The sequence below is a fragment of the Georgenia satyanarayanai genome, from assembly GCF_009193135.1.
Taxonomy (GTDB): Bacteria; Actinomycetota; Actinomycetes; order Actinomycetales; family Actinomycetaceae; genus Oceanitalea; species Oceanitalea satyanarayanai.
Genome location: NZ_VUKC01000021.1, coordinates 19,839 through 45,987, shown reverse-complemented (window position 1 = coordinate 45,987; position 26,149 = coordinate 19,839). Strand labels below are relative to the sequence as shown.

The 26,149-nt window shown below is 73.7% G+C and carries 26 protein-coding genes and 1 tRNA gene; 4 read left to right on the top strand and 23 right to left on the bottom strand.

Going from position 1 to position 26,149, the window contains the following annotated elements; genetic code table 11:
- Positions 1-36: 36 nt before the first annotated feature.
- Positions 37-3,570 carry a PQQ-dependent sugar dehydrogenase gene (locus GD632_RS15420; RefSeq protein ID WP_193311515.1) on the bottom strand — a complete coding sequence of 1,178 codons (3,534 nt, stop codon included), beginning with the start codon at positions 3,568-3,570 and terminating at the stop codon, positions 37-39.
- Positions 3,571-4,032: 462 nt separating this feature from the next.
- Between GD632_RS15420 and GD632_RS15415 the strand changes: the two genes are divergently transcribed.
- From GD632_RS15415 to GD632_RS15405, 3 genes are all read left to right on the top strand, one after another.
- On the top strand, positions 4,033-5,772 hold the full coding sequence (locus tag GD632_RS15415; RefSeq protein WP_152193100.1) for a pyruvate dehydrogenase: 1,740 nt from the start codon (positions 4,033-4,035) through the stop codon (positions 5,770-5,772).
- A 109-nt stretch (positions 5,773-5,881) separates the two neighbouring features.
- A complete protein-coding gene (locus GD632_RS15410; protein ID WP_152193099.1) occupies positions 5,882-7,912 on the top strand; it encodes a serine hydrolase in 2,031 nt (676 codons plus the stop codon).
- 43 nt (positions 7,913-7,955) lie between these two features.
- Positions 7,956-8,630 (top strand): hypothetical protein, encoded by a 675-nt coding sequence (locus GD632_RS15405; protein WP_226924922.1) that lies wholly within the window; start codon positions 7,956-7,958, stop codon positions 8,628-8,630.
- Here the strand turns inward: GD632_RS15405 and GD632_RS15400 are convergent.
- The 8 genes from GD632_RS15400 to GD632_RS15365 all read right to left on the bottom strand — a co-directional run bounded on the left by GD632_RS15400 (position 8,627) and on the right by GD632_RS15365 (position 15,719).
- The gene (locus GD632_RS15400; protein ID WP_152193098.1) at positions 8,627-9,865 is read right to left on the bottom strand and encodes an MFS transporter; all 1,239 of its coding nucleotides are present in this window, start codon (positions 9,863-9,865) and stop codon (positions 8,627-8,629) included. The two genes, GD632_RS15405 and GD632_RS15400, sit on opposite strands and share 4 nt — an antisense overlap.
- A 67-nt stretch (positions 9,866-9,932) precedes the next feature.
- Positions 9,933-10,937, bottom strand: coding sequence for a metal ABC transporter permease (locus tag GD632_RS15395; protein ID WP_152193097.1), 1,005 nt, complete (start codon positions 10,935-10,937; stop codon positions 9,933-9,935).
- Positions 10,934-11,815 carry a metal ABC transporter permease gene (locus GD632_RS15390; RefSeq protein ID WP_152193096.1) on the bottom strand — a complete coding sequence of 294 codons (882 nt, stop codon included), beginning with the start codon at positions 11,813-11,815 and terminating at the stop codon, positions 10,934-10,936. The genes GD632_RS15395 and GD632_RS15390 overlap by 4 nt, the downstream gene beginning before the upstream one ends.
- The gene (locus GD632_RS15385; RefSeq protein ID WP_152193095.1) at positions 11,808-12,551 is read right to left on the bottom strand and encodes a metal ABC transporter ATP-binding protein; all 744 of its coding nucleotides are present in this window, start codon (positions 12,549-12,551) and stop codon (positions 11,808-11,810) included. The genes GD632_RS15390 and GD632_RS15385 overlap by 8 nt, the downstream gene beginning before the upstream one ends.
- Positions 12,548-13,480 (bottom strand): metal ABC transporter solute-binding protein, Zn/Mn family, encoded by a 933-nt coding sequence (locus tag GD632_RS15380; RefSeq protein ID WP_152193094.1) that lies wholly within the window; start codon positions 13,478-13,480, stop codon positions 12,548-12,550. The genes GD632_RS15385 and GD632_RS15380 overlap by 4 nt, the downstream gene beginning before the upstream one ends.
- Before the next feature lie 53 nt (positions 13,481-13,533).
- Positions 13,534-14,511 carry an SRPBCC family protein gene (locus tag GD632_RS15375; protein WP_152193093.1) on the bottom strand — a complete coding sequence of 326 codons (978 nt, stop codon included), beginning with the start codon at positions 14,509-14,511 and terminating at the stop codon, positions 13,534-13,536.
- 19 nt (positions 14,512-14,530) lie between these two features.
- Entirely contained in the window at positions 14,531-14,869 is a 339-nt protein-coding gene (locus GD632_RS15370) for an ArsR/SmtB family transcription factor (protein WP_152193092.1), read from the bottom strand.
- 46 nt (positions 14,870-14,915) lie between these two features.
- The gene (locus tag GD632_RS15365) at positions 14,916-15,719 is read right to left on the bottom strand and encodes a fructosamine kinase family protein (RefSeq protein ID WP_152193091.1); all 804 of its coding nucleotides are present in this window, start codon (positions 15,717-15,719) and stop codon (positions 14,916-14,918) included.
- 65 nt (positions 15,720-15,784) lie between these two features.
- On the opposite strand from GD632_RS15365, the gene GD632_RS15360 reads away from it, so the two are divergent.
- The gene (locus tag GD632_RS15360; protein WP_152193090.1) at positions 15,785-16,558 is read left to right on the top strand and encodes a response regulator transcription factor; all 774 of its coding nucleotides are present in this window, start codon (positions 15,785-15,787) and stop codon (positions 16,556-16,558) included.
- On the opposite strand, the gene GD632_RS15355 is transcribed toward GD632_RS15360, so the two are convergent.
- The 14 genes from GD632_RS15355 to GD632_RS16095 all read right to left on the bottom strand — a co-directional run bounded on the left by GD632_RS15355 (position 16,545) and on the right by GD632_RS16095 (position 26,095).
- Positions 16,545-16,871, bottom strand: a complete 327-nt coding sequence (locus tag GD632_RS15355) for a hypothetical protein (protein ID WP_152193089.1) — start codon at positions 16,869-16,871, stop codon at positions 16,545-16,547. The genes GD632_RS15360 and GD632_RS15355 overlap by 14 nt on opposite strands.
- A gap of 28 nt (positions 16,872-16,899) precedes the next feature.
- On the bottom strand, positions 16,900-17,790 hold the full coding sequence (locus tag GD632_RS15350) for a hypothetical protein (protein WP_152193088.1): 891 nt from the start codon (positions 17,788-17,790) through the stop codon (positions 16,900-16,902).
- A complete protein-coding gene (locus GD632_RS16105; RefSeq protein ID WP_193311514.1) occupies positions 17,787-18,293 on the bottom strand; it encodes an alternate-type signal peptide domain-containing protein in 507 nt (168 codons plus the stop codon). The genes GD632_RS15350 and GD632_RS16105 overlap by 4 nt, the downstream gene beginning before the upstream one ends.
- A gap of 37 nt (positions 18,294-18,330) precedes the next feature.
- Complete coding sequence (locus tag GD632_RS15340) at positions 18,331-18,909, bottom strand: alternate-type signal peptide domain-containing protein (RefSeq protein WP_152193086.1); 579 nt, start codon at positions 18,907-18,909, stop codon at positions 18,331-18,333.
- A gap of 117 nt (positions 18,910-19,026) precedes the next feature.
- The gene (locus GD632_RS15335; protein WP_152193085.1) at positions 19,027-20,190 is read right to left on the bottom strand and encodes a GGDEF domain-containing protein; all 1,164 of its coding nucleotides are present in this window, start codon (positions 20,188-20,190) and stop codon (positions 19,027-19,029) included.
- Positions 20,187-21,827: a sensor histidine kinase gene (locus GD632_RS15330; RefSeq protein WP_152193084.1), complete on the bottom strand. Its 1,641-nt coding sequence runs from the start codon at positions 21,825-21,827 to the stop codon at positions 20,187-20,189. The genes GD632_RS15335 and GD632_RS15330 overlap by 4 nt, the downstream gene beginning before the upstream one ends.
- Before the next feature lie 54 nt (positions 21,828-21,881).
- Positions 21,882-22,568: an NAD-dependent deacylase gene (locus tag GD632_RS15325; RefSeq protein ID WP_152193083.1), complete on the bottom strand. Its 687-nt coding sequence runs from the start codon at positions 22,566-22,568 to the stop codon at positions 21,882-21,884.
- Between the two features lie 40 nt (positions 22,569-22,608).
- On the bottom strand, positions 22,609-22,947 hold the full coding sequence (locus tag GD632_RS15320; RefSeq protein WP_193311513.1) for a TfoX/Sxy family protein: 339 nt from the start codon (positions 22,945-22,947) through the stop codon (positions 22,609-22,611).
- Between the two features lie 131 nt (positions 22,948-23,078).
- Positions 23,079-23,151, bottom strand: a tRNA-Ala gene (locus GD632_RS15315).
- Between the two features lie 73 nt (positions 23,152-23,224).
- Positions 23,225-23,839: a histidine phosphatase family protein gene (locus GD632_RS15310; RefSeq protein ID WP_152193081.1), complete on the bottom strand. Its 615-nt coding sequence runs from the start codon at positions 23,837-23,839 to the stop codon at positions 23,225-23,227.
- A complete protein-coding gene (gene rsfS, locus GD632_RS15305; RefSeq protein ID WP_152193080.1) occupies positions 23,836-24,237 on the bottom strand; it encodes a ribosome silencing factor in 402 nt (133 codons plus the stop codon). The genes GD632_RS15310 and rsfS overlap by 4 nt, the downstream gene beginning before the upstream one ends.
- Positions 24,227-25,285 carry a hypothetical protein gene (locus GD632_RS16100; RefSeq protein ID WP_193311512.1) on the bottom strand — a complete coding sequence of 353 codons (1,059 nt, stop codon included), beginning with the start codon at positions 25,283-25,285 and terminating at the stop codon, positions 24,227-24,229. Before GD632_RS16100 ends, rsfS begins: the two co-directional genes overlap by 11 nt.
- Positions 25,278-25,934: a nicotinate-nucleotide adenylyltransferase gene (nadD, locus tag GD632_RS15295; protein WP_152193079.1), complete on the bottom strand. Its 657-nt coding sequence runs from the start codon at positions 25,932-25,934 to the stop codon at positions 25,278-25,280. The genes GD632_RS16100 and nadD overlap by 8 nt, the downstream gene beginning before the upstream one ends.
- Positions 25,935-25,936: 2 nt before the next feature.
- On the bottom strand, positions 25,937-26,095 hold the full coding sequence (locus GD632_RS16095) for a hypothetical protein (RefSeq protein ID WP_193311511.1): 159 nt from the start codon (positions 26,093-26,095) through the stop codon (positions 25,937-25,939).
- Positions 26,096-26,149 lie beyond the last annotated feature (54 nt).

The following is a 26,149-nucleotide window of genomic DNA, read 5'->3' as shown; positions in this document are numbered from 1 at the left end:
CCGGCCGGCACGCGGCCGGCCCCGCACGGAGGGGGACTACTTGACGACGAGGCTCGTGATGACCGAGCTCGCCGTGGTGTTCGCGGTCGCCTTGTGCACGACGGTCAGCGAGTAGGTGCCGGCCGCGAGCTTGGGCAGGGTGACGACGGCGTCACCGTTCTCGTCGAGCGTGGCGCTGAGCATCGCCACGGTCGACACACCGCGCTTGACCTGGATGGTGACCTCACCGTCGCCGGCGAGGTCGGTCTCCGTCTCGGCGTGGACGTTGACCTTCGCCGCGACGGCTGGCTTGACCGACGCGACGCTGGCGGTGACGGTGGTCGCCGCCTTGGTGACGATCAGGCGCGCGGTGGTCTGCGACGTCTTGAAGGTCTCGTCGGCCTGGTAGGCCACCTGCAGGGTGTGGGTGCCCACCGCCAGGGTCGGGTCCAGCTCGACGGTCGCAGCACCCTCGCTCAGGGTGGCGCGCCCGACCTCACGGTCGCCGCTCGTGACGACGACCTCGCCGGACGGCGTGCCGCCCTCACCGGACACGGTGACGGTGACCTCGCCCGGGGCGCCGTAGACGGCCCGCAGCGAGGACAGCGACGCGCGCGTCACGGAGTCGACCGTGGGCTCGTTCGGAGCGTTCAGGTCGATGGTGAAGGACACGCTGCCGGTCTCGGAGACGTTGCCCGCGGTGTCGGTGGCCCGGTAGAGCACCGTGTACTCACCGTTGTTGCCAAAGTTCACGCCGTACTGCTGGTTGGCACTGAGGTTCGACCACGAGGTCCCGCCGTTGACGGAGTACTGCACCGACTGCAGCGCACCGTTGTCCTGCGGCTGCACCGAGAACCGGACCGGCACGTTGTAGACGCCGCCGACACCCGTCGGGGCCGCCGGGGCCAGCGTGTGCGCGACCGTCGGGGCCTGGACGTCGGCGACGCCGGCGCCCACCATCGTGAGGCTGTCGACGGCGAGCTCGTCGCCCGAGGTGACGAACAGCTGCCCGGTGCCCTGCGGGGCGCCGGTGAGCGCCACCGGGACGTCCTTCCAGCCCGATCCGCCGGGGATGCGGGCGACGGCGAAGGGCGCGGCGTCGGCCGCTCCCCACCGCAGCTGGACCTCGCCACCACCGGTGGCACGGACGACCACGCTGTCGATCCCGGAGAAGTTCACCGGGTCGTAGCGCAGGAAGTCACCGCCGCCGAGTCCGCGCACGGCGCTGCCGCCGCTGGCGTCCTCGTCGGCGTAGACGACGACACCCTGACGGCCGAGGGCGTGCTCGGCCTGCTGGAGCTTCGGGTTGAGCCGGACGGTGGCCTCGCCGGTCGCCGCCGGGACGCCGTTGGCGCCGGCGTCGCGGTAGGTGACGACGATCGCGCCGTAGAGCAGCGCGCCCGCCCCGTGCTCCGGGGAGTTGGGGTCGGTGCGGATGCCGGCCTGGCAGCCGGTGCCCGAGAGCTCGGGGTGGGCGTGCTCGTCGTGGCCCAGACCGTAGGTCCAGCTCACGCGCGAGCACACGGTCTCGTTGCCGTCCTCGGCGTCCTGGGTGGTCACCTGGAGCGGGACGACGTTGCCCCAGTCGAAGAACCCACCGTTGAGGGGGTGGTTGACCGTGATCTCCGGGGCCTGGTTGCCCACGGAGATCTGCCGGGAGGTGAGGCCGAACTTGCCCTGCGGGTCCGTCACCCGCAGACGGGGGAAGTACAGGCCGAGCTCGTCGTAGGTGTGGGTCGCCGCGACGCCGGTGGCGTCGAAGGTGCCGTCACCGTCGAAGTCCCACTCGTAGGTGAGCGCACCACCCTCGGGGTCCATCGACGCCGAGGCGTCGAACCGGACCTCGAGCGGGGCCGCGGACGAGGAGATCGGGGTGGCCGCGAAGGCCGGGCGCGGAGCCTTGTTGCCCTCGGCGTAGGAGATCCGGTGAAGCCCGGAGTCCGGGTTCGCGCGGAAGAAGCCGTCGCCGTAGTCGAGCACGTAGAGCGAGCCGTCGGGCCCGAACTCCATGTCCATCGGGTTGTCGATCGGCGGGACGGCGTCGAAGGTCATCAGCCGGTTGGGCATGAAGTCCTCGATGTGGGTGACCTCGAAGGCCTCCCAGTCCACCGTGAAGGCGGCGATGTAGTCCTGGGAGAACTCGCCGAAGAAGTTCTTCCTGTCCCAGTACTCGGGGAACTTCGCCGTGGAGGGGTTGTCCGCGTCGTAGTGGTAGACGGGGCCGCCCATCGGGCCCTGGCCGGACCCGGCGCCGAAGTTGACGAGCTCGTCCCACGGCTGGTCGCCGGGGTTGTCGCCGTAGTAGAGCGTCGCAGGGAAGGCGGGCGGCAGCTCGACGAGGCCGGTGTTCCACCGCGAGTTGTTGCGCAGGTTCTCCGGGTCGAAGAACTCACGCGGGCTCGCCGTGGCGTAGTCCCACTCGTTGTACGGGAAGTTGTCGCCGTGCACGTAGGGCCACCCGGCGTTGACCGGGGTGTCCAGCGAGACGACGTTCCACTCGACGTAGCCCATCGGGCCGCGGTCGGGGTTCGCCGCGGCGACCGCGCGGGACGCGTCCGGACCGTAGTCGCCCCACGAGAGAGAGTTGGTCCCGGGGTCGACCTCGATGCGGAAGGGGTTGCGCGCGCCCATGACGAAGATCTCGTCGCGGACCTTGTCGCGGACGTCGTCGTACTCCTCGCCGGTGAAGAGGTTCCCCTCGGGGATGGTGTACGTCGCGCCCGGTCCGGGCTCGACACCGGGCTCGATCTCGTCGAGCACGTTGATGCGCAGGATCTTGCCGCGCAGGTCGTTCGTGCTCCCGGCTCCGCGGCGGGCGTCGAAGCCAGGGTTCATCCCGGGCGCGTCGTTGTTCGGCGCGAAGCCGTTGGCGCCCGGCGTGCTTGCCGGGGTGTTGTCCCCGGTGCTGAGGTAGAGGTTGCCGTCACCGTCGAAGTCGATGTCGGCACCGACGTGGCAGCACTGTCCGCGCTGGGCCTCGAACTTGAGCAGCTCCTGCTCGGAGGCGAGGTCGAGGGTGTTGGTCTCCGCGTCCCACTGGAAGCGCGCGAGGAGGTTGTAGCCCAGCCACTGGTCCCAGTAGGTGACGTCCTGGCCGGCGGGCAGGGAGTTCGGGGCGTTGCCGCTGGGGGTCGTCGCCGGGTAGGGACGTCCGGTCGACGGTGAGACGCCGGAGAGCTCGACCGGCGCGTAGACGAGGTAGACCCAGTTGTTCTCCTCGAAGTCCGGGTCGATCGCGATGCCCTGGAGACCGTCCTCGGAGTTGGCGTAGACGGGGATCCTGTTGGTGATCCGGGTGACGCCGGTGTTCGGGTCGGTGAGGCGGACGTCGCCGTTGCGGGCGGTGTGGAGCACCCTGCCGTCGGGCAGGATCGCCATGTCGATGGGCTCCCCGACGTCCTTCGTCAGGGTGACCTTCTCGTAGTTCGACCAGTCGAGCGCCGCCTCGGCGCCCGGTTCGGCGTCGTGGTCGACGCCGTCGTGTGCCGTGGCCGGCACGCCCGCGGCGACGAGGCCGCTGACGGCGAGGAACCCGGTGACCGCTGCGGCGACGCCGCGGCGCAGTCGTGCCCGGGAGTTGTTAGGCTTCATCTGTGGTGCAACTCCTTCACAGGTGTTGTTCACGGGGACCGGGCCCTTACGTCCGTGCAAAGAGGTGGGGGCCCGGTCTGTCTTGTCTGGTGACCGGCGCGGCCGGTCGGGGTCGGACCTCCTTCTGGTTCGAGCACGCCGCGACGGTGCGGCAGTGGTGCTGGGTCTAGCGGACCGCGGGTGCGGTGTGACGGGGGGCTTCGGGAAGAAGCGCCCCCGGACGATGGGTGTCGGCGGGTGCCGACCGGTCTGCGTTGACCATGGCGCTGAACCTAGGGACAGTTAAGGTTCACTGTCAACCAAAAGTTCACCTGTCAAGACAAGTGCTTTGGTCAATCGAGTGGATGAACTGGTCGAAGGGACGGCCCGGCTCCTCCGGTAGTCGGACCGCGGGGCTCCTCGACCTGCACGACGGTCGGCCGCGGGCGACGATCGAGGCCCGCCCACCGCTGAAGGAGCACCATGGCCCCGAGCATCGCCGAGCACCTTGTCCGCCAGCTGGCCGCCGCCGGCGTGGCGCGCGTCTACGGCATCGTCGGGGACTCGCTCAACCCCGTGGTCGACGCCGTGCGCCGCACCGAGGGCATCGAGTGGGTCCACGTCCGCCACGAGGAGGCCGCGGCCTTCGCAGCGGCCGGCGAGGCGGAGGTGACCGGCCGGCTGGCCGTCTGCGCCGGGTCCGCCGGCCCGGGCAACCTTCACCTCATCAACGGGCTCTACGACGCCAACCGCTCGCGCCTGCCCGTGCTCGCCATCGCCTCGCACATCCAGAGCAGTGAGATCGGCACGCAGTTCTTCCAGGAGACCCACCCCGACCGCCTCTTCACGGAGGCCTCGGTCTTCTCCGAGCTCATCACCAGCCCCGCCCAGCTGCCCCGCGTCACGCGCACCGCGATCCAGCACGCCGTCGGCACCCCCGGGGTCGCCGTCCTCACGCTGCCCGGTGACGTCGCCGACGCCGAGGTCGACGCCGAGGGCCAGCACCTCGTCCCCGCCACCGGCGCGGCCACCGTCGTGCCGGCCGAGTCCGACGTCGTCGCCCTCGCCGAGGCGGTCAACGCGGCCCGGAAGGTCACCCTCTTCGTCGGGGCCGGGGCACGGAACGCACGGGCGGAGGTCCTCGCCCTGGCCGAGCAGGTGGGCGCTCCGGTCGGCCACTCGCTGCGCGGCAAGGAGGTCATCCAGTACGACAACCCCTACGACGTGGGGATGTCGGGCCTGCTGGGCTACGGCGCCTGCCAGGACGCGATGGAGGCCGCCGACCTCCTCGTCCTCGTCGGCACCGACTTCCCCTACACCGACTTCCTGCCGGCCGACGTGCGCACCGCCCAGATCGACGTCGACGTCACCCACCTCGGGCGGCGCACCCGCCTGGACGTGCCCGTCCACGGCGACGTCGGCGCCACCCTGCGCATGCTGCTGCCGCTGGTGCGGCGCAAGAAGTCGCGTGCCTTCCTCAAGGACATGCGCAAGCGCCACGAGAAGGTCATGACGAGGGTCGTCGGCGCGTACACGCGGAACGTCGAGAAGCACCGCCCGATCCACCCCGAGTACGCGGCGGTGCAGCTGGACGAGGCAGCCGGTCCGGACACCGTCTTCACGGTGGACACGGGGATGAACAACGTGTGGGCCGCGCGCTACCTCACCCCCAACGGCCGGCGGCGGGTCATCGGCTCCTTCATCCACGGGTCGATGGCCAACGCGCTGCCGCACGCGATCGGGGCCGCCTTCGCCGCCCCCGAGCGGCAGGTCGTCGCGCTGGCCGGGGACGGTGGGCTGTCGATGCTCATGGGTGAGCTCATCACGCTGCGGCAGTACGACCTGCCGGTGACCGTCGTCGTGCTCAACAACGCCTCCCTCGGGATGGTCAAGCTCGAGATGCTCGTCGAGGGCCTGCCCCACCACGCGACCGACTCCCCCGCCGTCGACTACAGCCGGGTGGCGCAGGCGCTGGACATCCCGGCGCTGCGGGTGGAGGACCCCCGCGAGCTGTCCGCCACCTTCCGCGACGCCTTCGCGCGCCGGGGGCCGGTGCTCGTCGAGGTCATGACCGACCCGAACGCGCTGTCGATCCCCCCGAGCATCTCCGCGGGCCAGGTGCGCGGTTTCGCGACATCGATGACGAAGCAGATCTTCGGCGGCGGCTCCGGGGAGGTCATGGCCATGGCGCGCTCCAACCTTCGCAACCTCCCGCGCCCGTAACTCGTTTGCGCGCCTGCGGGTAGCTGTGTCAACCCTTGACGTGCGCGCCCGCCCTCGTCACAGTGGGGGTGCCGGCGACGACGCCGGGACCTACGGGAGGGGTTGTGTCATGCGCAGGTTGATTGCTGTCGGTGCGACGGTCGGCGTCGCGCTCATCGGGACGGTGCTCCCCGCGAGCGGGGCGCCCGACGACCGGGTCGGCTGGGACCGGACGGCGGCTCCGCAGCGGGTGCTGCGGGACGGCAGCGCGGAGGAGGTGGGGCTCGTCGCCCGTGAGCTCGACGCGATCGAGCCTGCGCTCCGCGAGGGCCTCACGCGCGAGCCGACCCCCTTCTACCCCGGAGCGGTGGCGCTCGTCGCGGCCGAGGGCGTCGTCGTCGAGCGGACGGCGGTCGGGCACGCGGTGCGCTGGGCCGACCCCGACACCGAGCTGCCGCCCGAGCAGCAGGTCGAGATGCGGACCGACACGATGTTCGACCTCGCCTCGCTCTCCAAGCTCTTCACCGCCGTCTCCGTCCTGCAGCTCGTCGAGAGCGGCGAGATCGACCTCGACGAGCCGGCGGCCACCTACGTCCCCGCCTTCGCCGCGAACGGCAAGGGCGACATCACCGTCGAGCAGCTCCTCACGCACACCGGCGGGCTGCCCGCGTGGATCAACCTGTGGAGCGCACCGGACGAGGAGGCGGCGCTCCAGCGGGTCTGGGACGTCGCGCTGACGAGCGAGCCGGGCACCGCCTACACCTACAGCGACCTCGGCCTCATCACGCTCGGGGAGATCGTCGAGCGGATCTCGGGGCAGGGGCTGGACACCTACGTCGCCGAGCACATCACCGGGCCGCTCGGGATGGGCGACACGATGTACAACCCGCCCGCCGAGCTGCTCCCCCGCATCGCGGCCACCGAGTACCAGGCCGTGCCCGACCGCGGCCTCGTCCACGGCGTCGTGCACGACGAGGCCGCGTGGCGGCTGAACGGGGTCGCCGGGCACGCCGGGGTCTTCTCCACCGCCGACGACGTCGCGGTCTTCGGGCAGATGCTCCTCAACGGGGGCAGCTACGACGGGGCGCAGGTCCTCCAGCCGCGGACCGTCGAGACGATGATGCGCGACTACACCGGGCAGGTCTCCTCCGCACACCGCGGCCTCGGCCCCGAGCTGGAGGCGTGGTTCTACCACGACGTCCTCACGAGCGCGGAGTCCGCCGGGCACACCGGCTTCACCGGCACGTCCCTGGTCATCGACCCGCACACCGAGACCATCGCGATCCTCATGACCAACCGGGTCCACCCGAGCCGCGACTGGGGCAACATCAACCCCGTGCGCCGCGCCGTCGCGCGGGCCGCGGGACTGGCGCGCCCGATGAGCGGCTTCACCCGCGGCACGGCCTGGTACTCGGGCATCGGCGACCTCCTCGACCGCACCCTCACCGTGCCGGCCACGCTCGCCGGCGACGGTGAGCTCCTCGTCGACCTGTGGTTCCACACCGAGCCGACCGACGTCCTCCACGTCGAGGCGTCCGCCGACGACGGCGCCACGTGGCACCCCCTGGACGGCACGCTCACCGCCGGGGGCACCGTCCGCGACGCGGCCGGCGGCGTCTCCGGTGACGGCGAGGGCCGCTGGTGGCAGGGCCGCTACGACGTGGGCCTCACCGGCGACGTCGTCCTCCGGCTGCGCTACGTCACCGACGCCGTCTACTCCGGCCGCGGCGTCTACGTCGAGCACGTGCGGGTGCAGGACGACGGCGTCACGGTCGTCGACGACTGGGACCCCACAGACCGGGCCACGGTCGTCGCGGACGGCTGGACCCGCGTCACCGCCGACGGGTCCACCGCCCCCACCGACCCGCGGGACGCCCTCGCCGGCCTGGACGCCGCGCTCGAACGGCACGTCGCCTCCGGCGCGGTCGCCGGACCGGTCGCCCACCAGCTCGCCACCGCCCTGCGGCAGGCGCGGGACCGGCTCGACGGCGGCCGCGAGGACGCCGCCGCGCGATCCCTGGAGCGGGTGCTCAGGCATCTGGACAACCCCCGCCGACCCGACACCCTGCGGACGGACGCACGGTCCGAGCTGCGGGGACAGACCGTCCTCACCCTCGACCTCCTCGCGCCCGTCCCCGTAGCCATTGCGGGCGCCGTGTGACAGGGGCCACACTTAGCGGGTGCCGAGAGTGTGAGGTGACGTCGTGGACGCCGACATCGAGATCCTGCCCATGCTGTCGCGGGGAAAGCACCGCAGTCCGCGCAGGGGCGCCTGTTTCATGGAGCTGGCCTCCTACCTGGCCGGTGAGCGGTGGAGCGACAAGCCCGCCTGCACCCATCCGCTGCTCGCCCACCTGGCGCGCCTCGTCAACGACCTCACCGAGGACGCCGAACGGCCCCGGCTCGCGACGCTCATCCCGGCGGTCATCGGGCTGCGCAGCGAGGACCCGAGGTGGGACGACGAGCTGACGCTCCTCGCCGCCTCCCGGGCGCTGCCGGTGGTGAGCGAGCACCACCAGCGGGCGCTCGCGGTGGGCATCCTCAGCTGCGAGCGCCGGCGCGCCGAGCGGACGGGCGAGACGGGCCTGCACCCCGCGAGCCGCCGCGCCCTCGACGCGGTGCCGCTGGCGGAGCGGTGGGCCCGCGCCTTCGTCGAGCAGGTCGGCGGCGTGGGGGCGCACCACCCGGGCTCCGCCGTCGTCGAGATCGCGTCCGTGGGCCTGGCCACCGCGTGCGTCCCCGACCCCTCGGGGATGCTCCGCGAGCTCCTCGCCGACGCGATCACGCTGTGCGAGCACCTCGCCGGCCGCGAGCAGCGGCGCGAGGTGCTGGTGCCGCAGCAGTGGCGCGAGGTCGTCACCCCCGCGCCCGCACACTAGGCCGGCAGGCTCGGCGCCGCGGCCTCCAGCGCGCGCCGCTTGCGGTGCAGCGCCACGCGCAGGACGAGGGACAGGAGGAGCGCCACGGTGCCGGCGAGGACCGTCACCCGGTAGGCGCCGGTGTAGCCCGCGACGTCGGCGAGCCGCCCGGCGGTGCTCGAGCCGAGCGCGTAGCCCAGCGACGTGGCGGCGGCGAGGACCATCATCGCCGCGCCGAGCCGCGAGGGGTCCACGACCCGCTCGCACGCGGAGTACAGCGTGATCATGTAGGGCGCCACGGCCAGGCCGAGGACGGCGAGGACGGGGGCGAGCGCCCCCAGCGAGCCGACGACGAGCAGCGGCAGGGTGAGCACCGCCAGGCCCGCCGCGAAGACGGGCAGGCGGTCGGCGAGCCGGAAGCGCACGGGCAGGACGACGATCGCGAGCCCCGCGACGACGCTGCCGATGCCGAGGACGGCGTGGAGCAGCCCCGCGAGACCGGGCTCCCCCGCCTCCGTGGCCATCGCCGTCGTCCCGGCCTGGACGGAGCCGAAGATGGTCCCGACGATGAGCTGCCCGGCGCCGAGGCCGACGAGGAGCGGGCTCACCCGCGGGCCGGTGGACCCGCCCTCACCGCGGTGGCCGCGCACGAGCTCGACGGTGGGGTGGACGGCGAACCACGTGGCGAAGACGGCGAGGCCGCCGGCGGCGACGAGCAGGGCGCCGGCCGGGGACACGAGCGCCGCCATGGTGCCGACGAGGGCCGGGCCGAGGACGAAGCCGGCCTCGTCGGCCGCACCCTCGTAGGAGAAGGCGGTGGACAGCAGCGTGAAGCGCTCCCTGCCGCGGGTGCGGGTGAGCTCGCGCCAGCGCACCCGGGCCATCGTCCCGATCTGGGGCACGAACATGCCCGCGACGCCGCTGACGACGGCGAGGAGCTGCCAGGGCACGTCCTGCCCGGAGAGGACGACGAGGGCGACGAGCGCGAGCGAGCCGCCCGCCGACTGGACGAGGAGCACCGGCCGCTGGCCGATCCGGTCGGTGAGGGCGCCCGCGACGGGCGAGGCGACCGCGTTGACGATGGCGAAGGCACCGGCGGCGGCGCCACCGCCGCCGTAGCTGCCGCTCACCTCGGCGACGAGGAGGAGCGTGCCCATCTGCGCCATGGCGAGGGGCAGCCGCGCGACGAGCGCGACGACGACGTAGAGCGGACCGGTCAGCGAGAAGAGGCTGCGGTAGGAGGACAGGGCGGACAATCGGTCTCCACGGAGGGTCGGACTGCGCTCCTCCCACCCCGGAAGCGCTGCGAACCCTGTCAGGGCCTCAGTGTATCCGAGCGCGGGCCCGCTCCACCTGCGAGACAGGCCACTGCAGGCGGGCGGCGAGCTCCGCCGTCGTCGCGTCCGGACCCAGGGTCCGCTCGGCGCGGGCGACGAGGCGGCGACGCAGCACGGTCCGGCGCCGGCGGCGCTGCACCGCGGCGCCCACGAGCCCGTGGCGGGGAGCGGCGAGAAGCGCGAGGAGGAAGAGGACGCCGACGACGCTCGCGACCATCCCGGCGATCGACAGGTCCCACAGGACGGCCAGCCCGTACCCGCCGAGCACGGCGACGGCCCCGACCGAGAGCGCCGTCGCGAGCATGAGGCCGAGCCGGTCGGTGAGGAGGTAGGCGGTGGCGGCCGGGCCGGCGAGGAGGGCGACGACGAGGATGGCACCGACGGAGTCGAACGCGCCGACGACGGTGACCGACACCAGCGCCATGAGGACGTGGTGGACGAGAACCGGGGAGAGCCCGACGACGGCGGCGAGCGCAGGGTCGAAGGTCGTCACCTTGAGCTCCTTGTGGAGCAGGACGACGACGGTGACGGCGACGACCGCGACGGTCCCGGTGGTCCACCAGGAGCGGGGCCCGAGCTCCGTCCCACCCACGGTGAGGAGGTGGAGGGGCGCGAAGGCGATCTCACCGAAGAGCACGTGCTCGAGGTCGAGGTGGACGTCCCCGCCGTAGCGGGCCACGAGCAGCACGCCGAGCGCGAAGAGCCCGGTGAAGACGATGCCGACGGCGGCGTCACCGCGGACCTTCCCGCTGCGCTCGAGAACGTCGACGAGGACGACGGTGAGGAGGCCGAAGGCGGCGGCCCCGGCGACGGCGGCGAGAGGGCCGAGGGACCCGGTGAGGAAGAAGGCGAGGACGATGCCCGGCAGGGCGGCGTGGGAGATCGCGTCCCCGACCATGACGCTGCGGCGGAGCAGGAGGAAGCAGCCGAGCAGCGCGCACGGGGCGACGACGAGCAGGGCCGTGACGATGATGACGACGTCGACGCTCATGCCCGCTCCCCCACGGCTGCCCGCCGGGTGCCCAGCCGGGCGCGCACCCGGCGCGCGGGCAGGGACAGGACGAGCACCGCGGTCGCGACGAGGACGACGAGCGGGCCGGTGGGCAGGTCCGTCGCGGTCGCGCTCAGCGCCGCCCCCGTCACTCCGCTGAGGGCGCCGATGAGCGCGGCGAGGACGATCATGGCCGCGAGCCGGTCGGTCCACTGCCGCGCGGCCGCCGCGGGGGTGATGAGGAGCGCGGCGACGAGCACGACCCCCACCGTCTGGATCCCGACGACGATCGCGACGACGAGCAGCGTGGTGAGCAGCGCCTCGACCCGCCGCACGGGGTAGCCCACGGCCCGGGCGAAGGCGGGGTCGAAGGCGACGAGCTTGAGCTCCTTGTAGGAGAGGGCGACGACGGCGAGCGCCACCGCCGTCGCCACCGCCATGGCGCGCACGTCGGCGGTGACGAGGCTGGCGGCGTGCCCGAGGACGAAGCGGTCCAGGCCCGACTGCCCCGACGCGCCGGTCCCCGCGACGTAGGTGAGCAGGACCGTGCCGGCGCCGAAGAAGACCGACAGGACGAGGGCGAGCGCGGCGTCCTGCTTCACCCTGGTGCGCTGGACGACGACGAGGACGAGCCCGGCGGCGAGGGCCGCCGTCGCCGCGGCGCCGAGGAGCAGCCCGGATCCGGCGGTGGTGCCGGTGAGGAGGAAGCCGACGACGACGCCGGGCAGGGTCGCGTGCGCGAGCGCGTCGCTGAGCAGGCTCTGGCGGCGCAGCACCGCGAAGGTGCCGAGGGTGCCGCCGAGCAGCCCGAGGACGGCGACACCGAGCGCGACGGTCCGCAGCGTGTAGTCGCCCAGGAGCGCGGTGAGCTCACCCATCTCGGCCGGGCTCCAGCTCCCGGTGGGCCGCCCCGCCGTAGGTGCGGGCGATGTTCTCGGGGGTGAAGACCTCCGCCGTCGGGCCGGCGGCGACGAGCTCGCGGTTGAGGAGGACGACGGTGTCGAAGTAGTCGGCGACGGTCGAGAGGTCGTGGTGGACGACGACGACGGTGCGGCCTTCGTCGCGCAGCTCCCGCAGGAGGTCGACGACGACGCGCTCGGTGAGGTAGTCGACGCCGACAAAGGGCTCGTCGGCCAGGTAGAGGCGGGCGTCCTGGGCCAGCGCCCGCGCGAGGAAGACCCGCTGCTGCTGGCCACCGGACAGCTCCCCGATCTGGCGCCCGGCGAGGTCGAGCATCCCGACGCGCTCGAGGCAGCGCTCGGCGGTGCGGCGCTCGGCGGCACCGGGGCGGCGCAGCCAGCCCAGCCGCCCGTAGGTACCCATCTCGACGACGTCGCGCGCGTCGGTGGGGAAGTCCCAGTCCACGCTCCCCCGCTGGGGGACGTAACCGACCGCCCGGCGCACCCGCTCGAGGGGCCGCCCGAAGATCTCCACGGCCCCGGCGACGGGCCGCACGAGACCCATCGCGACCTTGAGCAGCGTCGTCTTGCCCGCACCGTTGGGGCCGACGACACCGACGAGGCGGCCCTCGGGCACGGTGAACGACACGTCCCACAGCACGGGCTCCTCGCGGTAGGCGGCGGTGAGCCCGCGGACGGACAGCGGCGCGGTCATGGTCCTCCCAGGGCGGCGGCGATGGTCTCGGCGTTGGCGAGGAGCACCCCGGCGTAGCTCCCGGTGGGCGTGCCGGGCGCGCCCAGGGCGTCGGAGTACAGACCCTGCTCGGGGACCCGCACCGGCCAGCCGCGGTCGGCGGCGGCCTCCTGCACGGCCTCGATGCTCGCCGGGGAGACACTCGACTCGGTGAAGAGGGCGGGCACCTGCCGCTCGACGAGAAGGTCGACGAGGCGTCGGACGTCGGCGACACCGGCCTCGTCCTCGGTCGAGAGGCCCTGGACGCCGCGGACCTCCAGCCCGTAGGCACGGCCGAGGTAGCCGAAGGCGTCGTGGGAGGTGACGAGCACGCGGCGCTGCGCGGGGACGGCGGCGAGCAGCTCGGCGGCCCGGGCGTGGGCGGCGAGCGCCTCCTCGACGTACTCGCGGCCACCGGTGGCGAAGTCCGCGGCGTGCTCGGGGGCGATCGCGCTGAGCTCGGCGACGACGGGGTCGACCACCCGGACCCACAGCTCGGGGTCGAACCACACGTGGGGGTCGTGCTGGCCGGGGTGGTCGGTGGAGGCGAGGAGCGCGTCGGTGGGCAGGGCGTCGGTCAGCGCGAGGACGCGGTCCAGCGCGCCGGCCTCGAGCACCTCCTCCATGCGCCCCTCGAGGAAGAGCCCGTGGTAGACGACGAGGTCGGCCGCGACGAGCGCGCGCACGTCACCCTGGCTCGCCCGGTACAGGTGGGGGTCGACGCCGGGCCCCATGAGGGCGGTGACCTCGACGTGCGCACCGCCGACGGCGCGAAGAAGGTCTGCCGCGTGGGTCGTCGTCACGGTGACGTCGACCCGCTCGTCGTGCGCGCCGCCGGCGGGTCCCGCGCACGCTGCGAGCAGCACGAGACCCGCCGTGACCAGCACGCGGTTTCGGGCACCCGAACTCATGGTGGAAGGATAGCCGAACTCCTTGCCGACACACGTGCCACGTTCGCGGGGCGTCAGGCCGGCGTGAGCACCTCCGCCTCGAGACGGGCGTAGCTCGTCTCCATCCCGTCGACCATGCCCGTGCCGAGCACGGCGTCGCGCGTCTCGGCGTCGGGGTAGGTGATGACGAGGGTGAGCAGCGTGCCGCCGGCGACGGGCGTGAGCGTGAGCTCGTTGACCGCTCCGGGGCCCTCGACACCGATCATCCGCTCGGTCGTCACCTCGTGGTGCGGCGGTGAGGACTCGAGGAGCTCGCCGGTGAAGCCGAAGCGGCCACCACCGCCCTCCTGCTCCCACTCGTTGCGGAAGGAGTCCCCGACGTTCGTCGCGACCTCGCACACCGGCATGCTCCAGCCGTCGGGCCCGAGCATCCAGCGGCGCAGCAGCGCAGGGTCGTGGTGGGCGTCCCACACCGTCCGGACCGGGCCGCGGATCACGCGGCTCACCCGGACCCGGGTGTCGTCGAGGACCTGCGCCGCGGCGGGCAGGTCCGCGGCGAAGGAGGCGAGGTCGGCGAGAACCGCGTCGACCTGGCCCATGGCGGCGGTCAGGCCCTCCTCCATGCCCATCGAGAGCAGCTGCTCGAGCTCACCCAGCGAGGGGAAGAACGTGCGCGTCGTCAGCCGCGACCCGGAGCCGGTCGGCTCGAAGGTGTAGACCATCCGCATGGACGGCAGCTCGGCGTCGGGGGCGCCGTCGGGCCGGGTGAAGCCGTCGCGGACCTCGAAGGAGTGCCCGGGATCGACGGCGAGGAACTCCCAGTAGCCGCCGGAGCGCTCGCCCTCCGGGCCGGTCATGTAGTACTCCGAGCGCCCGCCGACGCTGACGTCGTGGCGGGTGAAGGTCGCAGGCCAGCCGGGCGGGCCCCAGAACCTCTCGATCTGGCGGGGGTCGACGTAGGCGTCCCACAGCCGGCTGACCGGCACGGGGAAGTCGGCGACGACGGTCATCGTGAGCGCGTCGAGGTCCTTCTCGACGGTGGTGACGGGCATGGCGGTGCCTTCCTGGTGGTCACTCGTCCTCGGTGAGGAGCGCGTCGAGCCGGGCGACCCGTCCGCGCCAGAGCTGCTCGTACTGGTCGAGCAGGAGCTGGGCCCGGCGGATCGTCTCGGGGTTGCCACGGACGAGGCGTTCGCGGCCCTGCCTGTCCTTGGTCACCAGACCGGCTCCCTCCAGGACGGTGACGTGCTTCTGCACGGCCGCGAACGACATGTCGTAGTCGCCTGCCAGCTCCGTCACGGTCGCCTCCCCCACGAGGGTGCGCCGGACGATGTCGCGCCGGGTGGCGTCGGCGAGAGCCCGGAACACCCGGTCCGTCGCGGCGTCGTCCAGCACGTCATGTACAACCATGTGGTTGTACGTTAGTGACGTCGGGCACCCCCGTCAACCCGCGGGCTCAGGCGTAGCCCTGGGCGACCTGCACCGCCCGCGGGCCGTAGTGGCCACCGAAGATCACCGCGTGCATGACGAGCATCGTCAGCTGGTGCAGGCCCACCCGGTCGCGCCAGCCCGCGGCGAGCGGGGACACCTCCGCGTAGCCGGCGCGGATGTCGGCCAGGCGGTCGACGCCGAAGAGCGCGAGCGCCGCGAGGTCCGTCTCGGCGTGCCCGCCGTGGGCGGCAGGGTCGATGAGCACCCCCTCGACGTCGCCGTCCCGGCCGGTCCACACGACGTTGCCGCCCCACAGGTCACCGTGCAGACGTGCGGCACCGGGACCGACCAGGGCCGGCTGGTCGTGGTCGAGCTCCCCCGCCGCGAGCCGGTCGGCGACGCGCTCGAGGACGCGGGCGCCGTCGTCGTCGATCGAACCGTTCGCGAGCGCGCGCGGCACGTACGGACGCAGCTGGTACTCGGCGTAGAACTCGCCCCACCGGGCGAAGGGCGCCTCGGCGTCGTGGGCGTGCAGCGGCATGGGACCCGAGCTCCGCGGCACCTCCCCCTGCCACCCGGGCGGCGTGCACCCCAGCGACGGGGCTCCCGCGGCGTGGGTGCGGGCGAGGCCGCGCCCGAGGGCCGCGGCGGCCTGCGCCGTCGGCTCCGCGGAGGGCAGGTGGACGAGGTCCATCCACCCCTCCCCCTCCGCGAGGATCTCGACGACGGGTGCGCCGCCGTCGTCCACCGCCTCGGTCAGCCAGCGCAGCCCGGCCGCCTCGAAGCGCAGCGTCACCGGCTCGTCGGTCTTGTGGAAGGTGCTGCTCATCGCACCATCGTGGCAAGGGACGGGCCGCCCGGCGCGGCCGACCCCAGTTCGCTACAGTCGTCACCGTGAACGAGACGGGCGCGCGGGGCAACGCAGTGGTCATCGAGGACGACGCCGACATCAGGTTCCTCCTCGAGGCGACGCTGGGGCAGGCAGGCTTCACCGTGACGACGGCACCCACCGGTCAGGCGGGCGTCGACGCGGTCCGTGAGCTGCGGCCCCTCATCACCACCCTCGACATCTCCCTGCCCGACTTCGACGGCTTCGAGGTGGCGCGGCGCATCCGCGCGTTCTCCGACACCTACCTCCTCATGCTCACCGGCCGGGCCGACGAGATCGACACCCTGCTCGGACTCGAGGCGGGTGCGGACGACTACGTGACCAAGCCCTTCCGGCCGCGTGAGATCCGCGCCCGCATCGAGGCCCTGCTGCGTCGTCCGCGCGCGGTTCCCGCCGAGCCGGTACCGGCCGGGCCGGCCGCGCCGCCCGCGGCGGAGGCGCCGGACGACGCCCTGCTCGCCCACGGGGAGCTGCGCCTGGACCGCGACGCGCGGGTCGTCGAGCTGGGCGGGGCGCCGCTGGAGCTGACCCGCAGCGAGTTCGACATCCTCGCCGCCCTGCTGTCCAACCCCCGCCGGGTGCTGTCCAAGTCCCAGCTCGCCGGTGTGCTGTGGTCCGAGAGCTACGACACCGGCCTCGAGGCGACCGACGCGGACCGCCGCTCGGTGGAGGTCCACGTCGCCAACCTGCGGCGCAAGCTCGGCGAGGACGCCACCAGCCCGCGGTACGTCGAGACCGTTCGCGGGGTGGGCTACAGGCTGGCGCTCAGCGCCCGCTGAGGGCTGCCCGTGCCCCGCGCAGCGCGTGGCACGTGGGCCCGGCGAGGGCCTCGACCTCGGCCAGCGCCCGCTCGGCGCCCGCACCGTCCTCGGTCCGGCACCGCGTGGCGGCGTCGGCCAGGGCGTGCGCGCCGAGCATGGTGGCGGAGCACGCCAGGCTGAGCGACACGTCGCGCCGGTCGTCGTCGCCCGCCACCGCCTGCCGGAGCGCGCCGAGCCGGCCGCCCATCATGGCCACGAAACGCTCGACCATCCCCGCCGCGGTCTCCGCTCCCACCTGCCCAACGAGCTCGGCCAGCTGCGACCGGTCCACCAGTCCCCCCGTCACGGTGTCGCCGCGGTCACGAGCAGTACGCCGCACCGAGACCGACGCGCTCGACCCGGACGTTGGTGGTGGAGGACGTCGGGACGGTCGTGCCGTCGTTGAGGACCGCGACCACGCGCAGGGTGTAGCTGTCGAAGCTGACGAAGCTGAACTGGTAGGGGGTGATCGTCGTCGTCCGGGCGCGGGAGGAGATCGTCGCGACGTCGCGCCACGTGCCGCGGTCCTGGAGCTGCAGACTGAAGCGCGCGAGCCTGTTCGCGGCGTCCCCGCCGTCCCAGTCCCAGCCGAGGGTGACCCACTGGTTGAGCCAGCCGGGCGTGCAGCGCAGGGCCGAGACGGTCGGGGCGGCGGGCAGCGTGTGGCTGGCCGTCCACGTGTTCGCCGCGGTCCACGTGCCCGTCGGGGCGGCGACACCGTCGACGGTCGTGACGAAGGACAGGGCGCGGCCGCCGAGCTGGACGAGGACCTGGTCGGAGGGGACGAAGGTGAGGCACACGGTGTGGGCGCCGCTGAGACGCTCCCCGCCGGTGACCGGGAAGCTGGTGGCGGTGCCGCTCGGGCTGGCGGAGTACGCGACGGGGTCGGCGGCGACGCAGGCGCCGTTCCTCGCCAGCCGGTACTCGACGCGCGAGCCGGCGAGCTCCGCGCCGGTGAGGGCGCGGCCGGCGGAGAGGACGGTCACCGCGGCGGGACGCCAGGTGCCGCTCGTGTCACCGGACATGCCGAGAGTGGCCGTGGTCCCACTGCCGGTGACGTCGACCTGGACGCCACCGGTGCGCAGCTGCGGCACGGCCACGGTGGCCTCGTCGCTCCACGCGGCGAGCGTGGACTCGCTCGGACGCAGGAGGAGCACCCCGCCCAGCACGACGGCGAGGGCGAGGAGGCAGGCGGTGAGCCGCGTGGTCATGGCATCTCCTGGGTGAGGGTCCAGCGGATCGCGCCGGCGTCGAGGGTGGTGTGCTGGGCGACGGTCGCCGGGACGGTGAGGTCGACGACGGCGGTGACGGTGGCGCCGTCGGCGGCCGGCGTGACCTTCCAGCCACCCGTGCCGGCGGCGGGGAGCGTCGTCGTCACGCGCGGGGTGGACCGGGTCAGCCCCTGCAGGCCGGTGACCTGAAGGCCGAGGGTGCCGGTGAGGAGGTCCCCGGCGGCACCGACGGTCACCGTCGAGGTGAGACGCACGACGTCACCCGGCACGAGCGGGGTGCTCGCGGGCAGCGGCTGGGAGGTCCCGGGCCGCAGGACCACGGTGCTCGCGCTGACCGGGTCGACGGTGAGCTCACCGGCCGAGACGACCTGGGCGTCGCGGAGCTCGGCGTCGTTCCACCCGGCGAGGGTGGTGGCGCTGCCGGAGAGGAGGACCGCCGCCACGACTGCGGCGAGTGCGGCGCGGGTCAGGCGGTTCGGCACGATGGTCCTCCTCTCCGGTGGTGTGTGCTGGTGGCGGTCAGCCGGCGGGGACGGTGTCCTGCTGGAGGGTGACGTCCAGGCCGCCGAGGGCGACGTCCTGCCCCTGGCCGACGAGGCCCGCGGTGCGGGAGTCGAAGGCGACGGTGACGGCGACGTCGAGGGTCTGCTTCTCGTCCTCGGCGACGACCGCGGCCGAGGTCCCGGTGACGGTCTCGCCGTTGAGGGACATCGTCGCGTTCTCGCGCAGCTGGGCGAGGAGCTCGGCGTCGCCGGTGAGGCCCTCGAGGTTGTGGGCGACGGTCGCGCGGAGCAGGTCACCCTGCGCGTCGATCGTCATCGTCTCGCGGTAGGTGAGGGCGTCGCCCGGGACGACGAGGTAGGACCCGTCGGCGACGGCGGCGGTGACGTCCGCGCCGGCGACGTTCGTCCACGTGCCCTGGCCGGCGGCGAGGTCGAGGACACCGGCGGTGATCGCGGTGTCGGTCGCGGCGGCCTCGGAGTCGGACCACTCGGCGAAGGTGGCGCCGCCGACGCCGAGGACGACGACGCCCACGGCGGTGGCCGCGACGGCCTTCCACGTGGTGCCGGTGGAGCGGGAGGTGGTGGAGCGTGCCATGGTCGTGCCTTCCGGTTCAGGAGCCGGTCTGTCCGGCGCTGCACCAAATATCGGCCGCCGACCTCAGCGGTCCCCGCCCCTCACCTCAGTCCCACCTCAGGACTGCCTCAGGTTTCCTCAGTACCACCCCAGGGCCCGGTTGCCGCCCGCCGCGAGCGCCTCGCTCGCCCGCCGGGTGGCCAGGGCCCGCAGCGCGTCGAGGTCGTAGCCGGTCTCGGCGTCGCTGGCGACCCCGAGGCTGACGCGCAGCCGCAGGCGGCCACCGCCGTCGAGCGCGAGCGGGGTGCGCAGGACCCGTCGGCGCAGGTTCTCCGCCCACACGTGCCCCTCGGCGCCGGTGAAGCCGCGCAGGAGGACCTCGAAGGTGTCGCCCGTGTCCTCCACCCGTCCCGCGAGGGACGCCGACGGTGGCGCGAGAAAGCGCGCGCTGTTGACGACGGAGGCGAGCGCCGCCTCGGCGGCGGCCGGCTGGAAGGCGGTGGCGAGGTCGTCGCGCCCCTCGACGGTGACGACGACGACGGCCAGCGGGTCCCCCGCACGGTGCGCGTCGCGCACGGCCTCGAGCGCCGCGGGCACGAAGCTCACCGGTGTCCGCAGCCCGGTACGGGCGTCGAAGGGATGCTGGCGGGCCTCCTGGCCGTGGACGTCGTCGATGCGCAGGACCACCATGCAGTACCCGGCCGTGGTGATGAGGACGAGGAGCACGATGAGCGTCGTCGACGTCCCCATGGGCCCGGCGAACGTCGGGGAGCCGGGGCCCGCCACGAGGTAGACCACCAGACGGAGGAGGTAGTAGCACCCGACGAGCAGCAGGACGCCGGCCAGGACACGCCCGAGGCGGTGTCTCCCCACGCTGCCGCGCAGGGCCGCGGCCCCGCCGAGCAGGGCCCCCGCGGCCGTCCCGAGCAGCACCGCCCAGCCGCCGCCCCACTCACCGGCGGCGGGCCCGGCGACGAGCGTCGTGAGGGCGGCGACGGCGGCCGCACCGAGCGTGACGCCCAGGAGCGGGCGGCGTCCGTCGTCCGCGCGCACACCGTTCCACATCGCCATGGTCGTGATGACGGAGGAGGCGTTCCCCAGCGCGACGAACCACCACAGCGACTCGTTCGCCGAGGCGGCGAGGTAGAACACCGCCGTCGTGACGGCGTTGGTGAGCGCGAGGGTCCACAGGAGGTCGACCGGCGTGCGGCCCCGGCTGGCGACCTCGAGGACGAAGACGGTCGCGATGAGGGTGATGACCGTGAGCGAGACGAGGTAGAGCGTGGAGGCGTCGAGGGTCATCCACGCCCCCCGGCCGGGAGGAGGACCTCGACGCGGGTGCCGTGGCCCGCGTCGGAGGCGAGCGTGATCGTGCCGCCGAGCGCCTCGACGATCTGGCGGCTGATGTGCAGGCCCAGCCCGGTGCCCTGGACCGAGGTGTGCCGCACCTCGGGCGCGCGGTAGAACCGGGTGAAGAGCTGCTCCTGGTGGGCGGTGGGGATGCCCGGGCCGTCGTCGGTGACGACGAGGCGAACCCTGCGGTCGGCGTCCTCGATCTCGACGCGGACGTGGCCGTCCCGGTGGGAGTACTTCACCGCGTTCGAGACGACGTTGTCGATGACCTGGGTGAGCCGGCCCACGTCCCCCCGCACGACGCCCGAGCCGGTCGCGGCGACGACGATCTCGATGTCACGGTCCGCCGCGCGAGGTGCCTGGGACTCCACGACGTCCTCGACGACGGCACGCAGGTCCACGTCCTCCCGCGACCCGACGTCCGCGGCGGTGCGGGCAGCGCCGAGGAGGTTGTCGATGAGGATGCGCAGGCGCCCGGCGTTGCGCTCGGCCACCTCGAGGTACCCGGCGAGGTGGGGCGGCAGGTCGGGGTCCTCGATGACGAGGTCGAGGTAGCCGGTGACCGAGGTGAGCGGGGTGCGCAGCTCGTGGGACACCGACGAGACGAAGTCGTCACGCTGCGACAGGGCGAGCAGCTCGTCGGTGATGTCGTGGACGGCGACGACGGTGCCCTCGCTCACGCCGTCGTCGTTCGGCAGCGGGGCGCTGGTGATCCGGAAGGCGGCACGCTCGGCCGGGCCGTGCTCCCACCACACGACGCGCCGGGAGACCTGCTCGCCGCCGCCGACGGCGACGAGACGCGCCGGGTCCACGGGGGTGACGCCGTCGACCGCGAGGAGCCGCGGGGCCGCGTCGACGAGCTGTGAGCCGACCGTCAGCCCGCCGCGGGTCGCCTCCCGCAGCGCCCGGTTGGCGACGACGACGGTGCCCTGCGGGTCGAGCACGGCGACGCCCGCGTCGATGGTGTTGAGCACACCCTCGAGGCGCGCCCGGTCCTGTGCGGTGTCCTCGAGGAGCTCCTCGACGAGAGCGCTCTGGCCCGCGAGGAGCTCCCGGCGGGCGGCGGAGCGCCGCTCCGACAGGTGCAGGGACGTGGCGACGGCGATGACGACGGAGGGCACGATGAAGATCCGGGCCGCGTTCTCCGGCGTGATCGACAACGCACCGGCCTCGACGGCCCGGACGATGTCGACGCCCATGGACGAGGCCACCCCGGCGGCCACGGCGACGATGGTCGCCCGCTTCCCCATCGCCGCCAGCCAGACGACGGGCAGGATGATGAGCACCGACGCCCGGGCCCCCACGGTGAGGACGCACACGACGGCGGCCATGTCGAGCAGCGGGACGACCATCTCCACCCGGCGGGGCAGCGACTGCCAGGGCACGGCGGCCGCGAGCACCGTGGCCGTGACGTTGACCGCGGCGCCGACGAGGACGGCGTCCGGCAGGCCGGTCCCGAACTCCTCCCAGGTGGCCAGGGCGATCGTCATGACGCCGAACACGACGAAGAAGGGGAGCTGGCGTCCGAGGACGGCGAACCGTCGCTGCACGTTCTCGGCAGGCAGAGAGGCTGGCTGGCGGGGCACGTGCCGAAGCCTATGGTGCCCGGCGCGGGGCAGCGCGGGCGGCGCGCGGCCGGCTCAGCCCACCAGCTCGGCGACCCACTGCGGCACGAGCTGCGCCGCCGGTCCGGTGCGGACCTCGTCGAAGTAGCGCGACACCGCGCTCGGCCCGAGGTTGAGCTCGAGGGTGCGTGCCCCGCTGCTCGCGGCGAGGGCGACGTAGCCTGCGGCCGGGTACACCGCCCCCGACGTCCCGACGGCGACGAAGAGCGCGCACCCGGTGACGGCACGGTCGATGAGACCGAGCTCGTAGGGCACCTCCCCGAACCAGACGACGTCGGGGCGCAGCGTCGCGCGGCCGCACGCCGGGCAGGGCGGGGCGTCGAGGAGATCGGCGTCCCAGACGGGCCGGGCGCCGCAGACCTCGCACCGCGCCCGGCGCAGCTCGCCGTGCATGTGGACCACGCGGTGGGAACCGGCACGCTCGTGGAGGTCGTCGACGTTCTGGGTGACCACGAGCAGGTCCTCCCCGAGCGCGTCCTCGAGGGCGGCGAGCGCCTGGTGGGCCGGGTTCGGCTCGACGAGCGCGAGGCCGCGGCGGCGGGCGTCGTAGAAGCGGTGGACGAGCTCGGGGTCCCGGGCGAAGCCCTCGGGGGTGGCGACGTCCTCGACGTCGTGCCCCTCCCACAGCCCGTCGGAGTCGCGGAAGGTCGCCACCCCCGACTCCGCGGAGATGCCGGCACCGGTGAGGACGACGACGCGCACGGGGTCAGTATCGCCGTCCGTCAGGGACGCGACCTCACCGTCACGGCGTCGCGGTCACGGCCCGGTTGTGCTCGAGCGCCACCCCGAGCCATGACGCCAGCCCGTCCCCGGCGACGGCGGCGGGCCGGACCTCGATCCAGCCCGGGCCCATGTCGCGGCCCGGTCCCATGACCGCCTGCGTCGCGCCCGGCCGGGCGAGGAGCTCCTCGTGGCGGTCGGCGGCGACGCGGACGAGCAGGCCACCGTCCCTGAGCGCACTGGCGAGCAGCTTCTCCCGTACGAGGAAGGACCGCGTCCCGAACATCCCCTGCTCCCGCACCGGGTCCTCGCCGGCCAGCAGCGCGCGCACCCGGTCGGCGAGCTCGGTCTGTGCGGTCATCGCGGGCTCCCTCGTCCCGGCGGGCTCGGTCGAGTCAGAGTCTGCCAAGCACGGCCCCGTCGCGGAACGGTTCGGGCTGCGGGAACGCCAGAGGCGCGACACCCGGGGAGTGTCGCGCCTCTGCCCTGCTGTGGAGCTAGGGGGATTCGAACCCCCGACCTCTTCCATGCCATGGAAGCGCGCTACCAACTGCGCCATAGCCCCTTGCTGCGTCACCGAGTCTAGACGACGGCGGACCTCGCTGACCAATCGCTGAGCCGTGGCGCGCACCACACCGTCAAGCGGTGAGGTTGTGCGCCGTGAGCCGCCAGCCGGGCCGCCGGCCCGGGTTGGGGGCGACCAGCGCCCAGGCGCAGTTGTCCAGGCCGCTGAGACCGAACCAGGCCCCGGCGTCGAGGTCGAGCAGGTGGGTGAGACCGAGGGTGATCGCAGCACCGTGGGCGACGGCGACGAGCACGCCGCCGTCCTCCACCTCACCGGCAGCCTCGAGCAGGGCGGCAGCGACACGCCGCCCGACCTCGACGCGCGTGTCGGCCCCGATCCCCTCCGGCTCCTCCCCCTGCCGCCAGGCGCGGTAGGCCGACGGCCAGCCGGCGTGGATCTCGGCCTGGGTCAGCCCCTCCCAGAGGCCGAACGAGCGCTCCCGCAGCCGGGGCTCCGGCTCCACGGGCAGACCGGTGCGCTCACCGAGGGCCGCCGCCGTCCCTAGCGCGCGCTGCAGGTCGGAGCTGATGATGCGGCTGGGGCCGAGCTCGGCGACCCCGGCGGCGGCCGCCTCCGCCTGGGCGGTCCCGGTGGCGTTGAGGGCGATGTCGGACTGGCCCTGCAGCCGCCCGGAGGCGTTGAAGTCGGTCTGCCCGTGCCGCCACAGGACGATGGTGCCGGCGGTCATGCCGTGACGCCGGCGTCGTCCTCCTCGGCCGGCCCGTGCAGGTCGGCGGGCAGCTCGATGACGGGGCAGTCCTTCCAGAGCCGCTCGAGGGCGTAGAACTCACGGTCCTCGGTCTGCTGGACGTGGACGATGATGTCGCCGTAGTCGAGGAGCACCCAGTGCGCCTCGGTGACCCCCTCCTTGCGCATCGCCTTGGCGCCCTCCCCGTGGAGCGCCTCCTCGACGGCGTCGACGATGGCACGGACCTGACGGTCGGTGGCCCCGGACGCGACGACGAAGGCGTCGGTGAGCACGAGCCGTTCGCTCACGTCGAGCGCGACGATCTCCTCGGCCTTCTTCTCTGCGGCCGCGCGGGCGGCGACGACGGCAAGGTGGCGGGCTCTCTCGTCAGCTGGCACTGGACTCCTCGGGGTGTGTCGTGGTGATGGGGGTGGTGGGCAGGGCGCCGGTGGAGCCGGCGAAGGCGTCGGTGGCGAGCAGCCAGATGAGCGCGCCGATGATGGCGGCGACGAGCACGAGCACGGCGACCTTGATGACGGTCACCGCGGGGTTGTGCTCGTCGGGCGCCGGCTCCGCGGCCTCGGACGCCGGGTCCCCGGCCCGCAGCGAGCGACGCGAGGGCGCGGGACCCGCCGCAGCGTCCGGGCTGGCACCGGAGACGGCGTCGATGGCCACCCACCGGGGGCGAAGGGGAGCATCGTCGTCCTCGATGTCCTCCGCGCTCTCGCCGGTGGACGGCTCCGGCAGCGCCGCACGGGCGGCGCGCGCCGGGCCGTCGAGGTCGAGGGAGAAGGTCGCGCGCTCGGACCACACCGCCGGCTCCTCGGCCTCGGGCTCGGCCGGTGCGGCGCTGGTCCGGGAGCCCGGGGCGTCGGGACGGACCACGGGCTGGATGCCCGTCAGCTGGCCGGTGGCGTCCAGCGCCCGGATGCCCTGGGCGGTGCTCGGCGTGCGCACGACCGGTCGCCGGCCGGTCGCCGTGCGCTCCTGGGGCCGCTCGGCGGCGGCGGGCCCCGGCTCGCGCTCCCGCAGCGACCGGCGGCTGGGGACGCGCGGCGGACCGGGTCGTGTCTCGTCCGACGACGGCGCGGACGCCGCCGTCGGTGCGCTCGCCGTCGGGACGCTCGCCGGCGCGGAGGGTGCGCTCGGCGCGGGCTCGGGCTCCGGCGTCGGGGCTGCGGAGGTCGACGGCGCGGACGCGGCCGACGGCGCCGACCCGGGTGTCGTCATCGGCGGCGGGACGGGACGTTCGTGGTGCTGGCCCAGCGGCAGCTCGCCGGTGGCGATGGCCTCCAGGCGTGCGGCCTCCTCGGCCTGCTGCCAGCGCAGCTCGCGGCGGGTCAGCGGCCGCGTGGCACCGGCCTGCTCGGCGGCGCGGGCGGCGGCGCGCTCCGCCTCCCGGCGGCGACGGCGCTCCCCCGCGGGACGGTCCGTCCCCTCACTCATCCGCTCGTCCTCCTTCGCGGCTCGGCGGCGTCACCCCGGTGCCGGACGGGACCGGCGACCGGTAGAGGCCGTGCTTGTGGATGTACTGGACCACGCCGTCGGGCACGAGGTACCAGACCGGCATGCCCTCGCGGACGCGGCGGCGGCAGTCGGTGGAGGAGATCGCCATCGCGGGGACCTCCATGAGGGAGACGCCGCTGCTCGGCAGGCCGGTGACGTCCAGCTGGTGGCCCGGGCGGTTCACCCCCACGAAGTGGGCCAACGACCACAGCTCGTCGACGTCCTTCCACGACAGGATCTCCGGCAGCACGTCCGCCCCGGTGATGAAGTAGAGCTCGGCGTCGGGGTAGGCGGCCTTGAGGTCGCGCAGCGTGTCGATCGTGAAGGTGAGTCCGGGCCGGTCGATGTCCACCCGTGAGACGGTAAACCGCGGGTTGGACGCGGTGGCGACCACCGTCATGAGGTAGCGGTGCTCGGCGGGGGTGACCTCGCGGTCCTGCTTGAACACCGGCTCACCGGTGGGCACGAACAGGACCTCGTCGAGCGAGAACACGTCGGCGACCTCGCTCGCGGCCACCAGGTGCCCGTGGTGGATCGGGTCGAAGGTGCCTCCCATGACGCCGATCCGCCGCGCCTGGTGCTCGGTCATGCTCAGCGGCGGCGCGTGTGCACGTTGCGGTAGGCCAGCGTCACCAGCAGCAGCAGCATGAGGATCGCGAAGGCGACGATGCCGTACATGATCGCCGGCATCGGCAGGTGGGCGGCGTGCTCCTCGGTCTGCTGGGCGAGGTTCACGAGCGAGCTCGTCATGGTGGTGGGCTTCCTTCCGTCGAGACGTGCGGTCCAGTCTCCCACGGCCGGGGA

What these genes read in the sequence shown, in the direction of transcription:
- GD632_RS15415 (WP_152193100.1), top strand. Translation starts at nt 4,033, where the DNA reads ATGGCCCCGAGCATCGCCGAGCACCTTGTCCGCCAGCTGGCCGCCGCC.
- GD632_RS15410 (WP_152193099.1), top strand. Translation starts at nt 5,882, where the DNA reads ATGCGCAGGTTGATTGCTGTCGGTGCGACGGTCGGCGTCGCGCTCATC.
- GD632_RS15365 (WP_152193091.1), bottom strand. Translation starts at nt 15,719, where the DNA reads ATGAGCAGCACCTTCCACAAGACCGACGAGCCGGTGACGCTGCGCTTC.
- GD632_RS15340 (WP_152193086.1), bottom strand. Translation starts at nt 18,909, where the DNA reads ATGGCACGCTCCACCACCTCCCGCTCCACCGGCACCACGTGGAAGGCC.
- GD632_RS15390 (WP_152193096.1), bottom strand. Translation starts at nt 11,815, where the DNA reads ATGGGTGAGCTCACCGCGCTCCTGGGCGACTACACGCTGCGGACCGTC.
- GD632_RS16100 (WP_193311512.1), bottom strand. Translation starts at nt 25,285, where the DNA reads ATGAGTGAGGGGACGGACCGTCCCGCGGGGGAGCGCCGTCGCCGCCGG.
- GD632_RS15320 (WP_193311513.1), bottom strand. Translation starts at nt 22,947, where the DNA reads ATGACCGCACAGACCGAGCTCGCCGACCGGGTGCGCGCGCTGCTGGCC.
- GD632_RS15375 (WP_152193093.1), bottom strand. Translation starts at nt 14,511, where the DNA reads ATGCCCGTCACCACCGTCGAGAAGGACCTCGACGCGCTCACGATGACC.
- GD632_RS15350 (WP_152193088.1), bottom strand. Translation starts at nt 17,790, where the DNA reads ATGACCACGCGGCTCACCGCCTGCCTCCTCGCCCTCGCCGTCGTGCTG.
- GD632_RS15420 (WP_193311515.1), bottom strand. Translation starts at nt 3,570, where the DNA reads ATGAAGCCTAACAACTCCCGGGCACGACTGCGCCGCGGCGTCGCCGCA.
- GD632_RS15335 (WP_152193085.1), bottom strand. Translation starts at nt 20,190, where the DNA reads ATGACCCTCGACGCCTCCACGCTCTACCTCGTCTCGCTCACGGTCATC.
- GD632_RS15310 (WP_152193081.1), bottom strand. Translation starts at nt 23,839, where the DNA reads ATGACCGCCGGCACCATCGTCCTGTGGCGGCACGGGCAGACCGACTTC.
- GD632_RS15370 (WP_152193092.1), bottom strand. Translation starts at nt 14,869, where the DNA reads ATGGTTGTACATGACGTGCTGGACGACGCCGCGACGGACCGGGTGTTC.
- nadD (WP_152193079.1), bottom strand. Translation starts at nt 25,934, where the DNA reads ATGACCGAGCACCAGGCGCGGCGGATCGGCGTCATGGGAGGCACCTTC.
- GD632_RS15395 (WP_152193097.1), bottom strand. Translation starts at nt 10,937, where the DNA reads ATGAGCGTCGACGTCGTCATCATCGTCACGGCCCTGCTCGTCGTCGCC.
- GD632_RS15385 (WP_152193095.1), bottom strand. Translation starts at nt 12,551, where the DNA reads ATGACCGCGCCGCTGTCCGTCCGCGGGCTCACCGCCGCCTACCGCGAG.
- GD632_RS16095 (WP_193311511.1), bottom strand. Translation starts at nt 26,095, where the DNA reads ATGACGAGCTCGCTCGTGAACCTCGCCCAGCAGACCGAGGAGCACGCC.
- GD632_RS15380 (WP_152193094.1), bottom strand. Translation starts at nt 13,480, where the DNA reads ATGAGTTCGGGTGCCCGAAACCGCGTGCTGGTCACGGCGGGTCTCGTG.